This window comes from Stenotrophomonas sp. 89682_Sma (genome assembly GCF_056481405.1).
In genome coordinates this window covers 127437-142704 of sequence record NZ_CM151147.1, presented here as the reverse complement: position 1 = coordinate 142704, position 15268 = coordinate 127437, and the positions used below count along the sequence as shown (strand labels likewise).

The 15268-nt window shown below is 65.8% G+C and carries 2 protein-coding genes; both read right to left on the bottom strand.

Going from position 1 to position 15268, the window contains the following annotated elements:
• Positions 1–61: 61 nt before the first annotated feature.
• Positions 62–376 (bottom strand): hypothetical protein, encoded by a 315-nt coding sequence (locus tag ACZK29_RS00555; RefSeq protein WP_111203117.1) that lies wholly within the window; start codon positions 374–376, stop codon positions 62–64.
• Positions 377–414: 38 nt separating this feature from the next.
• The gene (locus ACZK29_RS00550; protein WP_181502555.1) at positions 415–15204 is read right to left on the bottom strand and encodes a hemagglutinin repeat-containing protein; all 14790 of its coding nucleotides are present in this window, start codon (positions 15202–15204) and stop codon (positions 415–417) included.
• Positions 15205–15268 lie beyond the last annotated feature (64 nt).

Sequence of the window (15268 nt, the reverse complement as noted above, 5' to 3'; positions counted from 1 at the left end):
ATGACGGGTGCAAATGGCCCCTGCGGCCGCCGAGGGTGACCACTTCCTGGAAGACGTACGCTCAGTAGGAAGTGAAGTGCCTCGCCGAAAGCCCAAAAAGAATCAATGAAGAAACCATCAGACAAAGTTCAAGGCGCCCGCAAACGCGGTACAGCATGAAACGCAGAATCGCCGCGAGAGTGAGGACCGGCAGGCTAGCCAGTCCAAACATGAGGATGTAGCGAATCGAGTTCTGCAGCAGATCACATGCATAGAGCGCCACCCCCTGCATCTGGCCGCAGCCGGTGAAGGTGATGCTGAATGTGAAATTCAGAAGTACAAGCGCCCATGCGATCAAGCATATCGACCATATGGATAGATACACGTTCTTCAACATGTGAACACCTCGAAACGCACTTGAACCAGCATCCGAACTCACCTCCACCCAGCAGGGAAATTCAGCCTTGACCAATCAATGACAGGGGGCCCCGGGCGGGTGACCTTGTATATCCGATCAATCTCGGAATTCGCCGTATTTCCTCCACATCGATTCCAAATATCGCACCCCGCAATGGGCGAATTCACCAGGCCAGCGTCACTGCTTCCCTTCGTGTTGGCAGCCGCCGCAAGAGCCTTCTTCTGCGCGCTCTCGGATGTTCCAGCAATAACAGAGGAGGTCAGATCATTGAGCGCCTTGTCACCAACGCCCGAACCACTCACCGATGATGCTATTTCAAAGAGACTGGAAACAAACGCGGCGTACGCCTTGGGATGATTGTTTGGTTCGTCAGGTTTGGTTCCGTCCCAGAAATGGCCGTCCACACCCGTGTAATGCGTTCCGTCTGGTTTCACGTGCGCGAAAGAGTCGCCGAACGCATGCAGGATACGCTGATTCTCCGGATCAGAAAGAATGTTGGCTTTCGCTGTTGGATTGTCATGGTAGTACTTGAGATCGACCAGTATGCCCCTGACCTTCTCACCCAGTTCCTTCTGCTTGGCCAGGACCTTTACAGGATCAGTCTCACCATCCAGCAGATGATGACTCTGCTGATAGCCGGAAGGATCGTTTCCGGCCTGAACATTGCCCGTTGTGATTGCATTGCGCTTGTCGGTATCCGGCGACCACGCTGCCAAAGCCAAAGCCTTAGCATCGTCTTCGTTGAAGTTGGCCAGATAGAGAATCGTGGCCATGGTGGAGTAGTGTCCGACCTCACTCCAGTTGTTGTCCACGGCATTCTTCGCTGCACTGCTTCCGGCAGCGGCACCAATCAATCCACCCTTGAATGACCCGATGATTGATCCGCCCGCGCCTACAACCGCACTGACGGCTTCCCGCTCGCTTGCGGTCAGATCCTTACTGTCCTTGCCGTAAAGAAGTCTGGCGACAGCCGGCGCTGCGGCCTCTGCACCTCCCGCGGCGATTGCTCCCACGAGGGCATTGCTACCACTACTGGACGCAACTGCGGCGCCAAGCAGGGCGTGCGCAAGGATGTGAGCAGCGCTGCCTTCTTCTCCTCGACTACCAGCATCCACAGTATTCCTGGCCGGATTTTCCTTGAAATACTGACCGATCTGGTATGAGATCGCGGGCGCCAACGTGGCCCCCAGAATTTCCCCGGCACTTCCCGTCGATGCAACCAGGCCGCCGGCAATCGAGGAAACCAGGATTCCTGCCTTCTGCAGGCGTTCGATATCTCTGTCCGACTCAAGTGCCATTGCCACCAGCGCCGTCTTTTCATCCGCACTGAGCGCCGAACTGCGGACGGGGTCGGACAGAATGGCTTTCGCGGTCTCCTTACGGGATTTCGCTTCGTCGATCGATCGGTTGATGTCGGCGCGAATCTGCTGACCTACACTGGCCACCGTCCCCATCGCAGATGCCATCGCCTGCTGGTCCGCTAGCAGCTTGTTGGTGTCAGGCAGGGCATCCAGCGCGCGGTGCGCCGCACTGGCGTCGATATTGATACCCAGCTCAGCTGCCGTGGTCCGGGAACCACCGATCGTGATGTTGCCCTCGGTCAACGTGGCATGGGTGGTGCTGCTGTCACTACCCTTTTCGCTCATCGGTACGCCCGGTGAGCCGTGCGGTGTCGTGGTACCCGGTATCGGGGTCCAGTTGTTAACCGCCCCGCCAGCGCCGCCACTGATGCTTCCCGAACTGGCCTTGTAGTCCATTTCGTTCTTCAAATCGGTGAAGGTCAGGGTCTGTGCGGTCAACTGACTGTTGGCCGCGCTGGTGCTGGCGATCGCGCCACCCACCAGGTTCACGTGGCCGGCATCGACGTGGTAGCCGCCATTGCCGGCAAACAGGCCGCTCTGCTGGCCGACGCCCTGATAGCTGCCGCTGGCCTTGCCGGAACTGACGTTGCCGTCGGCATTCCACGCGGTGCCGAACGACACCTGCACGCGGCCACCTACCTGGCTGTTCTTGGACATGCTCTCGGCGACGTCCTGCAGCGATTCGATGGTCAGCGTGCCACCGGTCTTGACGTCGATGCGGTCGGCGGTGGCGGTCGCGCCGCGAAGGGTGGTATCGCCCTCGGCCTTCATCGAGATGTTCTTGCCGGTCAGCGTGGTGTTCTGCCAGGTGCTGCTCTCGGCATTGGACTTGCTGGTGCCCACACTCGCTTCGGCATAGACGTACACGCCGGTCTGCGCACCCACCGCAACACCCACGCCGACTTCGGCGCCGGCATTGCTGCTCTTGCTGCGGTCGGCCACATGCGCCTTGCCCGCTTCCAGCAGGATATCGCCGGCCGAATCCAGACTGAGCGTGTGGCCTGCACTAAGATTGCCCTGCACCACGTGGATGTCGCCACCGGTACTGGTCAGGTTGACGTTGCCGCCGCCCTGGATGGTGGAACCACGCGAGACCTGGCTGCTGCCGTCGGCACTGCTGCTGGAAGTCTTGAAGCCCACTCCCGCTTCCGCACTGAGCAGCGTGCCACCACCAGCGCCCTTGGCCATGCCTGCGATCGCACTGGCCGACTGGTAGGCATTGGCGCCGGCGGCCAGGCCCTGCATCTGCTGCAGGCGACCGTCGGACTTGCGCGCGGCATCGACGTTGTTGAGCAGATCGATCAACGGCGATTTGACCCGCGCGAAGGCACCGATCTTCAGGTCCTTGTCGCTCTGCGAGTAGTGACCACTCTCGTCGGCGGTCAGCAGTTCGATCTCGGCGGCAGTGATGTTCACATCCTTGGCCGCGATCACGTTGCTGGCAGTCTGCGTGTACTTTCCACCTGCGGTGAGGTTGACGCTGCCTCCCAGGCTGCCAACGGTACTGGCCACCTGCGAGACCTGCGCGCTGTCGTCACGGTGCTGCTCGCGATGCCAGCCCGAGAACTTCTCGGTATCGGAGATCTGCACGGTACCGATGGCCTTGCTGTCAGAACGGTTGGCATTGCTGACCGTGTCCTGGCCACTGCGGATCGTCAGGTCGCCTGCCGCACGGATGTTGACGTCCTTCTCGGCCGCGATGTTGGCGGCGGTCAGGCTGATATTGCCTTCCGTGGTGGCCATGCGCACGCCGCCACCCACCGACAGCTGGGTACCGGTGATGGTATCGCTCTGGCCGGCGCCTTCGCTGCGTGAGTTGTTGGTTCCGAACGGCAACCCGGCCGAGTTGGTGGCGATACCCCAGCCCTTGCCACGACTGTCGCTGCCGCTGCGCTCGGTGTTGTGCGCCACGTCGAACACGATGTCCTTGGTGGCCAACAGCGCGGCGTCACCCTCGGCCGACATCTGCGCACCCTGGCTGGTGATCGAGCCGCCATTGGCGATCAACGTGAGATTGCCTCCCGCATTGAGGTTGCTGACCCGGGCCTCACTGGTGGAGTGGCTCTGGTTGCTGTTCGAGCGCTGGCTGCCGGCCGTGATCGCCGGCAGCACCGCCGCCGACACGCCGGCCGCCACGCCTTCAGCGGTACGCGTGATCCGGCCCATCATCGTGCCACTGTCGGCCATGCCGTCGGTGGCGTTGTCGCGTGCGGTGCGATACGCCTTGGCCGGGTCGTAGGTGAAGCCGACCGAGAACCCGCTGGACTTGCTCGACTGGCTGGCCTGGGTATCCACCGTATCCTGGCGGGCGAGCAGGTTGATGTCCTTGCCGACCAGGGTCAGGTCCTTGCCTGCGGCCACGTCGGACGCGGCGATCGTCAGCTGGTTGCCGGCATTGATCAGCACGTTGCCGTCGCGCGAAGCAATCGCAGAGCCGACCGGGGTGGTCGACTGCTCGGCCATGCTGTTGCTGTTCTTCGAGCTGCCGTAGCCAATGGACGCGGTGCCGTTGGAGAAGCCGCCAGTGAAGCCGGACTTCTTCCTGCTCTGGCTGGACTCGCTGCTGTGCTGATCCTCTGCGGAAGCGATCAGCACATTGTTGCCGGCAGCCAGAGTCACATTGCCGGTGGCATCGATGACCGCACCGACCGCGGTCAGATCATGGCCCGCGTTGACGTTGACCGCCTTGCCCTGCAGCGCGGTGCCGATGGCATAGCTGTCGCTGCTCTCGGCATGGCGGGTGGTGGTGGTGCTCGACAGGGTTTTCTTTTTCTTGTCGTAGCTGTCCAGGCTGAAGTCATGCGTTTCGTTGGCCGAAAGCAGGTTGACGTCGCGACCGGCCGCCACGCTCAGCGTGCCATCCGAGCTGGCAACCTGGGTGGCAGTCAGGTTGATATCGCGGTTCGCTCTCAGCACTACATTGTCGCCAGCCTGCAACTGGCTGCCACGCGCGGTCTCGTCACTCTGGCTGATCTGCAGCGAACTGCGCTTGCCACCGGCACTGAAATCACTGCTGCGGCTGTCTATCAGCACCTGGCTGTTGATGTCACCACCGGCCTGCAGGGCCATGCCGCCATCGGTCTTGATGCGGGTTGCGGCCAGGTTGATGTCCTTGCCCGCCGCCAGCACCACATCGCCAGCGCCCTCAATCGACGTCACCGCATGCGTGGTCTGGCTGTTGCTGGTGTGGTTGCGGCTGTCGTGGTTCAGCGCACTGCTCTGGCCCAGCGTCTGCGCACCCAGTTCCAGGTTGCCACCGGCAACCAGCTGGGTGATGCCGTGGGTACCAGCATTGCGGATCTCCGCTGCCTTGAGGCCGATATCACCGCCGGCCACCACCGACAGCACGCCATCGCCACCGGGGTTGGTGACATACAGGCCGGCCACGCGATCCAGCGTGGTCTTCTGCTGCGACAGGCGGTCGCCCTGGTCCTTCCATTCCGTGGTGGTCGAGGCCACGGTGATGTTGCCACCGGCCTTCAATGCAATGGCATCGGTGGCCTTGACGGTACTGCCGATGATGTCGATGTCCTGGCGCGCCGACAGGCCCACCTGCGCACCGCTGATCTGGCCGCCGGACAGGTTGCGGATGTTGCCGGCATCGATGCTGACCAGCTGCCGGCCGGCAATCGTGCCGCTGTTGACCAGGTCGCCGCGCAGCTTGACATCCACCTCCGCGCCGGCCAGCAGGGCGCCGTCGTTGCCGAGGTCGCCCGGCATCACTCGCAGGTAGACCTGCGGCACCAGCGCGCGCACCACCGAGCCATCGGCCAGGGTGACGTCCTTTTCCACCAGCCAGACGATGTCGCTGGTCAGGCGTGCCATCTGCTCGGCGGTCAGCGCCACGCCGGGACGCAGGCCCCATTCGCTGGCGACCGTGGCGCCGGCCTCCAGCAGCGCGCGGTACTGCTCTTCGTCGCTGGCGTGCCCGGTAAGGAAGCGACGGCCGGTGAGTTCGCCGATCTGCTCGCGCACCAGCTTCTGCTCGTAGAAGCCGTCGCCCAGGCGCTTCTGCGTCTGCGAGGGCTCGAAGCCTGCCCGCTGCAGCAGGTAATCCGAGCTGAGCCAATCGCGATAGCTGGCAAAGCGCGGGTCGGTTTCCACGATGTGGTTGCCACGGTTGGCGTCCACATTGAACAGGCTGGCGGTGGGTGCACTGGCATTCGGGCTGGTGGTGACCACCACGCGCGGATCAGCACCGGTTGTCGTCGTGGCCTGCTTGCCATCCACTGCGGCATTGCCACCACTGCCGGCATGCTCTCCGGCGCGCACCGCCGCCGGGCCGTTGGCATTGGCCTGCCCGGCCTGGGCGGCATTGATGTCCTGCGCCGTGCCAGCACCCGCCCCGGCGTTGCCGGCCTGGCCGGGGCCCTGGGCACCCGCCGCGTCCGCGCGCACGCCGTCGGTCTGGGCGACCGCCTGCTGATGGCCACCGTTGGCGCCCTGCGCCGCGCCAGCGGTGCCCGGCCCCTGTGCGTCCACGCTGCCGGCACCCTGGCCTGTGCTCTGGCCGGGCCCCTGCACGCTGCCCGCGCCGGGGCCGACCGCACCTGCACCGCGGCCGTTGGTATCCAGCTGCGCGGTGCCCTTGCCACCACCGGCGTTGGGGTTGCTGCCCCCGTTGTTGTCGTTGCGCAGGTTGCCGACATCGATGGTGAGCTTGCCACCGGCGGTTATCGACGAACCCAGCGCGCCGGTCTTCTCGGTGATCGGTGCCGCCTTCCAGCGGCTGGAGGAGCCACCGTAGGTGATGGACTGGTTGTCGAAAGTGCTGGTACGGGTCAGCTGCTCGGCAGCATTGATCACCTCGGACTGATCGCGGTTCAGGCCGACGATGGCCAGGTCGCGACCCGCGGCGATGTTGGCGAAACGGTTCTCCAGCCGATCGGTGCTGATCCGCATGTTGCCGCCCGCGTTGATCACGGCGTTGTTTCCTGCCGAAACCACAACGTCTTCCACGGTGGTGCGGGTGGCAATGCGGGTCTTCTCGTTGCCGCTAGTCTCCTGCGGGTGACGCTGCATGTTGATCAGCGTCGCGTCCGGATTGTCATAGTCCGGATAGGTGATGATCTGCACGCAGGTCGTGGTGCAGGTGCCATAGGCGTTGTTGTACCGAAGGGTATCGGTCACGTACTCGATCGGCGGCGACCCCGGACCACGGGTGGACAGATCGCGGAAGGGATCTTCCGCGCCTGCGCCGAGCTGATCGGGATTGTTGCGGTTGTCGGCGCGGCTGACGTAGTAGATCGTGACCGTGCCGTCCTGCACGCTCAGGCGCTCACGTGACGCGCGTGCGCCATGCACGCCACCGCGGGCGAACGCATAGGCGCTGGTGTTGCTGGACAGCCGGATCACCGCCTTGCGGATCTGCTGGCCATCCGGAGTGACATAGGGGGTGTCTTCGAGGATGTCCGCCGGGTTGAGATAGTAGATCTCATACGGCTGGTAATTGGAGGTGGCGCGGAAATCCCGGTTGCTGTTGTTGGCGTTCTTGAACCAGCCGGGCTGCTCCAGCCGGACCGGCGCATGCACGGTGGTGACCGTCTCCACGACCACGTTCTCGCGGATGTTGTTCACCGCCAGCGCGGACAGGTCCAGGTTGCCGCTGACCTCGATGGTGGAGCCGATGTTGTCGACCTTCTGCGCGCTGCCTACCGCGCCCAGACCGTTCAGGGCACCGCCGATGGCGGCGTCGCCATCGCTGAAGATCAGGCTCTTGCCGCTGTTGGTCAGCGTGCCGACGCCGAGGTCCAGGCGCTGGCGCGCGGCGATGGTACCTGCACGGTCCACGCCGCCGATGTTGGCTGCCAGGTTGTTGAGCGAACTTGCCTGGATGGCGACGCGGTCACCGTAGATGCGGCCGCTGCCGATGTTGTCGACGGTCGCGGCGGTAATATGGGTGACGTTGCCGTCCAGCAGGCCGTAATTGACCAGTGCGCCGCCCGCTGCAAGGCGGGTCAGGCCGATGCTGCTGATCTCGCCAGTAGAGGCGTTGGTGATGTTGCCCGCATTGATGTTGACGTTGGCGCCGGCCAGCTTGCCGGTGTTGTCCAGGTTGCCCTGGATGGACAGGCTCAGCGTGCCGTTGGCCACCATCTCGCCACGGTTGGTGTGGCTCTGTCCCAGCTCCAGGGTCATGTCACCCTGCGACATCAGCCGGCCGTCACCGATGATCTCGCGGGTGCGGAGGGTCTGCTGCCTGCCGGCCACCAGGGTGCCGCCGCTGTTGACCAGGGTATCGGCGCGGACGTCGGAGCTCAGGGCCGCCGACACCAGGCCACCGCTGTTGTCCAGGCGCTGGTTCACCTGCAGCACGAGGTTGTCGGCAATCACCTGGCCGTTCTGGTTGTCCAGGTTGCCGGTGGTCATCTGCAGGGTCTTGCCCTGCAGCCCCAGTGCAGGACCATTGCCCGGGCTGAGCGTATTGCGGTTGTCGACATGGCCGGCCTGCAGGTCGAGGCGGCCGGTCGCGGCCACCAGGCCGCCACTGTTGAGCAGCGCACCCTGCAAGCCGATGTCGGCATTGCCGCCGGCGGTCACACTGCCACCGGTATTGGCCAGCTGCTGCGCGCGCAGCAGCAGGTCGGCCGCACTCACCAGCGAGCCGCCGCCACTGTTGTCGATGTTGATGGCCTGCACGTCGGCACCGGCCTTGGCGGACACCGCGCCACCACGGTTGTCCAGATCGCCGCTGCGGATCTGCAGCGTGCCACTGCTGACAATGCCGTTGCCGTTGGAACCGGCGTTGATCAGCCGCTGTCCGGCGGTGTTGATGCTGAGGGCTGCCGCCGACTGCAGCAGGCCGCCTGTGTTGTCCAGGGCACCGCTGCGCAGCTCTGCGTTTCCGGAAAGGCTGGCAATGATGCCGCTGCGGTTTTCCAGCGCCTGGCCGCGGGTATCCAGCTGCAGGTCGTTGGCGATGATCCGGCCACTGTTGTTGTTCAGGCCGCTGGCCGAGACCTGCAGGTGCTTGCCGGCCTGGACCAGGCCGCCCTGGTTGCGCAGCGCATCGGCGCTGGTCAGCTGCATGTCCTGAGCAGCAGCCACGGTGCCACCATCGTTGTTGATGGACTGTGCCTCGGCCAGCAGTGCGCCTCCGGCAGACAGGGTGCCCTTGTCGCTGTTGTCGAGCAGGCCGTCGACGCGCACGGTCAATGCGCTGCTGCCATCGCTGTGCACGATGCCGCCGCGATTGTCGAACGCGCCTGCGGTGAGGGTGGCGTCTCCTGTGGTCAGGATGCGGCCACCGCGATTCTCCAGCGCGTGGGTGATCGCCAGGGTGCTGATACCGCCGCCGGCAGCCTGGATCGTGCCCCGGTTGTTGAGCAGCTGAGCGCTGCGCAGATCCAGCGTGCCATTGCCGGCAAGCGTGCCACCGCTGTTGTCCAGCCTGTCGCGCGCGGACACCTTCAATGCATTGCTGCCAGAGGCGATGATCGAACCGCCCGCGTTGAGCAGCGTGCCTGTATCCACGGCGATGCGGGTAGCCGACAGCGTGCCGTCACGCAGGTCGGTGGTTTCGCCGGTCAACTGCAGGGCGCCATTGCTGAGCAGCTTGCCGCCCTGGCCATTCAAGGTGTGTGTGTTGATGGCCAGCATGCCGGTGCCAGCCTGCTGCACGGTGCCGCCGGCATTGCCGAACACTGCACTGGTCAGTGTCAGGTCACCATTGCTGGCGATCAGGCCGTTGCCGCCATTGTCCAGTGACGTGGTGGCCTGCACGGTGCTGGCCTGCGTGCCCGTCGCCAGCAGCTTGCCGTTCTGGTTGTCGAAGCGGTCGGCGTTGAGGGCGAAGTGATCGGCAGTGAGGGTGGCGCCGCGATGGTCCACGGTCACCGCATCCAGCTGCAATCCGCCTGCCGTGGCGATGCTGCCGCCGGCGCCGTCCAGCTGGGTGGCCTGTACGGTCAATACGCCCTTCCCTGCATGGACGATGCTGCCCGCGGCATTGACCAGTTGCCCGGCATCGACACGCAGGTTGCCGGCATTGCTGGCGAGGGTGCCGCCGCCGTTGTTGAAACGGCCGGTGACGGTGATCCGGCTGTCGGACGTACCTGCCGAACTTAAGGTACCGCCCGCATTCGACAGCGAACCGGCGCTGATCTGCTGCGCACCGTTGGCAGCGATGGTGCCGCCGTCATTGCCCAGCGCGCCGCGTACCTGCAGCGACATCGCCTGGTTGCCGGTAGCGGTCAGCGTGCCCGCCGTGTTGTCCAGCTGGCCGGCCTCGACGCTGACCTGCTGCGCGGCCGTGGTGCCCGCACTGAGATCGATGGTCTCGCCCTTCAGTTGCAGCTCGCCATTGCTGACGATGCGGCCGGCATGACCCAGCAGCGTGTCGGCATCGATCTGCAACAGGCTGTCGCCCGCCTGCTCGATGCTGCCGGTGCGGTTGTCCAGCGAAGCCGCTGACACGCGCATGCCCGCACCGCTGGCGATGACACCCTTGTTGCTGTTGTCGAGCAGGCCATCGGCCTTTGCCACCAGGCGTGCAGCGCTGTGCAGCGTGCCGCCCTGGTTGTCGATGCTGCCGGCGGTGATGCCGAGCCCGCCGTTGGCCAGGATGCGACCGCCACGGTTGTTGAGGTTCTGGCCGATGTTCAGCTGGCTGGCCGCCGTACCGGCGGACTGCAGCGCACCGCCAGCATTGACCAGCGCGACGCTGCGCAGGTCCAGCCCACCGTTGCTGGATACGGTGCCACCGCTGTTGTCGATGCGTTCGCGCGCGCTCAGCCGCAGCATGTCGCTGCCGGTCGCGGTGAGCGTGCCGCCGGCGGTGATCAGGGTGCCGGTATCCACCTCGATCCGCTTGGCCGAGGTCACACCCGTGCGCAGGTCGGTGGTGGTGCCCTTGAGCAGCAGGCTGCCATTGCTGACCAGCGTGCCGCCCGTACCGTTGAGCGTTCCGGCGTTGATCGACAGCACGCCTTCGCCGGCGAGCTGCACGGTGCCGCCGGCATTGCCGAACTGCGCAGCCTGGATGTCCAGGTCGCCGTTGCTGGCCAGCAGGCCACCCCCGCCGTTGTCCAGGCTGCCGACCACGTCGATCCGGCTGCCCTCTGCACCGGTCGCGATGACCTTGCCGGCCCGGTTGTCGAAGGACTGTGCGTCCAGCGCGATGCGCTCGGCCTGCAGGGTGGCGCCGCGATGGTCCACGCTGCCCGCCTGCAGGGTGATGCCCCCTGCACTGGCGATGGTGCCGCCCTGGCCATCCAGTTGCCCGGTGCGCAGCAGCAGGCCCTGGCTGCCGGCATGGCTGAGCGTGCCCTTGACGTTGGCCATGCTGCCGGCGTCGATCTTCAGCGCCGCACCATTGCTGGCCAGCATGCCGTTGCTGTTGTCGAACAGGCCGTCGATGCGGAGCTCAGTGGACGCGCTGCCGGCCGAACTGAGCGTGCCGCCACGGTTGGAGAGCTCACTGGCTTCGATGTGCTGGGCACCGTTGCTGGCAATGGTGCCGGCGTCGTTGGCCAAGCGACCGCTGATCTGCATCGCCAGCGTTCCAATGCCCGTAGCGCGCAGCGCACCCGCACTGTTGTCCAGGCTGCCGGCCACGATGTCGAGCTGCTCGGCCGCCACGGTACCGCCGCGGAGGTCCAGCGACCCGCCCTGCAGATCCAGCGCGCGGGCAGTACCGATGCTGCCGCCCTGGCCCGACAGTGTTTCCGCCTCGATGTGCAGGTTGCCGTTGGCAGAGATCGAGCCGCTGCGGTTCTCCAGCTGTGCAGCCCGGATCGCAGAGGCCGCTTCACCGGCCGCAATCAGCTTGCCATGGTCGTTGACGAAGCGCCCTGCGCGTACGTCGATGGCGCCATTGCTGCCCAGCGTTCCGCCGGTATTGTCGAGCAGGCTGCGGGCCTGCAGCTGAAGGGGCTGGGCGCCCAGCGCGCTCAACTGACCACCTGCCGTGATCACGCTGTCACCATCGATGCTGATGCGTTGCGCCGTCGTGGTGCCGTCGCGCAGATCGAGGCTGTCGCCCTGCAGGTCCAGCGAACCATTGCTGAGCAGGGTGCCACCGGCACCGGTCAGGTCCTGCGTGGTGATGGCCAGGCTGCCGGAACCGGCCTGCTGCACGGTTCCCCCGGCATTGCCGAAGGTGCGCGCGTGGATATCCAGGTTGCCGTTGCTGGCGAAGGTGCCGCCATTGCCGTTGTCCAGCGTGCCCTGCACGCGCAGCGTATTGCTGCCGGTGCCAGTGGCGACGATGCGTCCGCCCCGGTTGTTCCACCCGGCTGCCGTGATGTCCAGTTGCGTGGCGGTCAGCGACGCGCCCTGGTGATCGACTTCGGCCGCGTTGAGCTGCAGTGCGCCGGCGGTGGCGATCTGTCCCTTCGCGCCGTCCAGGCGCCCGGTGTCGATGACCAGGCCGGCGGTACCTGCATGGCTGAGCGTGCCACCTGCGTTCATCAGGGCGCCGCTCTGCAGCTGCAGGTTGCCCGCATTGCTGGCAATGCTGCCGCCGCTGTTGTCGAGCGTGCCGTCGACCCGGATCTGCGACGCCGCGGTACCGGCCGAGTTGAGCGCGCCACTGCGGTTGGACAGCGCGCCCGCGTGGATCTGCTGGGCGCCGTTGGCACTGATGCTGCCGCCGTCGTTGCGCAGCAGGCCCTGCACCTGTAGCTGCATCGCATTTTCGCCCAGTGACAGCAGGCTGCCGCCACTGGTGTCCAGCCCGGCAGCGTCGATCTTCACGTCACGGGCGCGGGTGCTGCCCTTCTGCAGGTCCAGCTGCTGCCCGCTCAACTGCAGCTGACCGTTGCTGGCAATGCTGCCACCGGTCCCCAGCACGGAGGTCGCGTCGATCTTCAGCGTGCCGGTGCCGGCGTGGTCGATGCTGCCGCTCTCGTTCAGCAGGCCATCGGCCGTGATGTCCAGGTCGCCATTGCCGGACAGCAGGCCGCGTTGGTTCTGCAGCCGCTGGCTGGCATGGATGCGGCTGGTGCCGGTGCCTGCGGCGATCAGCTTGCCGCCATCGTTGATGACGGTGCCGCCGTTGATGTCCAGCGCACCATTGGCACCCACGGTGCCGCCGCTGTTGTCCAGGGTGCGCGCGACCTGCAGGCGCAATGCATCACTGCCCGTCGAGGTCAGCGTGCCGCCCGCGGTGGTCAGGTCGCCGGCACGCACATCGATGCGCTGTGCAGCGGTGGTGCCATTGCGCAGGTTGAGGGTATCGCCGTGCAGCTGCAGGGTACCGTTGCTGAGGACGGTGCCGCCCTGGCCCTGCAGGTTGGCGGTGGTGATGCGCAGGTTGCCGGTACCCGCCTGCTGCACGGTACCTGCGGCATTGCCAAAGGATGCTGCGTCGATCTGCAGGTCGGCATTGCTGGCCAGCAGGCCACCGTCGCTGTTGTCCAGATGATTGCGCACGCTGAGCGTACTGGCCTGCTGGCCGGTGGACAGCACGCGGCCACCACGGTTGTCGAAGTCCTGTGCCGTCAGCTCGAGCTGGCGGGCGACCAGCTGCGCGCCGCGGTGGTCGGCACGGCCCAGCAGCAGGTCTGCCGCGCCTGCGGTAGCGATGCTGCCCTGTACACCCTCCAGTACCTCCGCTCGCAGCAGTAGCCCTTCGCTGCCGGCGTGGTTGATGTTGCCCTTCGTGTTGACCAGGGTGCCGATGTCCAGACCCAGGCGCGTGGCATTGCTGGAGATGCTGCCCTCGCCGTTGTCGAGCTGACCGATCGTCCAGGTCGTCGCCGCGCTGCCACCGTGGGCAAGGCTGCCGCCACGATTGATCACCGACTGCGCCTTCAACTCGAAGCCACGGGCGAAGGTCATGCGGCCGGCGCTGTTGTCCAGCTGCTGCACCTGCGCGCTGGCCGCACCCTGGACCTGCAGGGTGCCGCGCATGTTGCGCAGCGCCTGTCCCTGTACCTGCAGGGTACTGGCGCCCAGCGTACCGTCGCTGTTGTCGAGGCTGTTGCGGGCGCTGAGCTGCAGGTCACCGCTGGCTTCAATGCGGCCACCGTCGTTGCTCAGGGTTCCGGCGATGTTGAGCATGCCGGTTGCCAGGGGCGGGAGCGGCGTGACCGGCGGGGTGCCGGTGCCCGGAGAGCCGGTGCCCGGGGTACCCGTGCCGGGCGTGCCGGTGCCCGGATTGCCCGTACCCGGCGTCCCGGTTCCGGGCGTACCGGTGCCAGGCGGGGTACCGGTGCCGGTACCCGGCGAGACGCTGGCCACGTTGCCGATGCGGCCCTGCAGATTGCTGACATCGGCCGCCTGCAGCTGCAGCGCCTGCGTTCCGAGCTGTTCAATGCTGCCGCCACGATTGCGCAGCGCATCGGCGTTCACTTCGATGCGGCGCGCATTGAGCGTGCCACCACTATTGTCGACGTCTACCGGGGTCTGCACGCGCAGCTCGCGCTCGGCACTGAGCGTGCCGGCATTGGCAATCCCGCCGCTGGCGTCGATGCGGGTGTCCTGCTGCGCATGCATCGCGCCGACATTCTCCAGCCGGCCATCGGCGGTGACTACCAGTTCACCGGCCTGCGCGCCGATCTTGCCGGCGTTGCGCACGCCCACGCCGTGTTCGTTGCCGACCAGCCAGATCCGATTCGCGTACATGCCGCCCAGTGCGCCCACGTCCAGCGCGAAGACGGGCGCCGCCGAAGCCGGCTTCTGCGCCTGGACACTGCTGTGATCGGCACTAACCACGTTGCTTCCCAGGCTGGCCTGCAGCTGGTTGGCCCAGATGCCGGCGTTGACCTGCAACGAACGGGTGATGATGTCGGTGTAGTCGGCGCGACTGGTATCCAGGCCTGCACCACCGACTCCGATGCTGCCGCCTTCCACGCGATACCCGTCCAGCACGCCATTGGTGACGATCGGCGTGCCGGTGGTGAGGGTCACCCGGCTGGCGTTGAGGAAGCCCGCGCCATTGACCTGGATGCCGGCCGGGTTGGCGATGACCACCTGCGCCCGCGCGCCCGCGACCTCCACGTAGCCATTGAGGTGGCTGGGGTTGCTGCTGTTGACCTCGTTGAGGATGACACGCGCGGTACCGGTGGCCAGCCACGGATTGCCCTGCACCCAGCCACCCAGCTGGGTCTGCACGTCGCCGCGCGAGTTGTTGAGGATGACACCCTGCTGGCCGACGTCGAACTGCTGGTAGGTGTTGCGCGACACACCGCCGGCGCTGGGCGTGGTGATGTTCACCTGCGGCGTGCCGTTGGCCGAGGTGATCACCGTCGGGCGCTGGTTTGCCGGTGCGCCGGGGTCGGCGGCAATACGGCCGGGATCGGCCGGCGCCTGCTGCGCGGACAGCGGCTGCACCAATCCCACCCAGCCCAGCACCAGCCAGAGCGCGAAACTGATCGGCCGCAGAGTGCCGACGGTATTGCCGCCGCGGTGGTCTACCCCGCCGTGCGCAGCGTTGACCAGCTCGGAGGCGACCTGCATGACGCCGAGCGTACGGTTGAAGACCAGACGGTAGACTTTGTTCACGGCGCTGATTCCTTTCGGTGCTGTTGGGTTGTATGCGCAGCAGGCTGCGCGGTACCGCATCGTG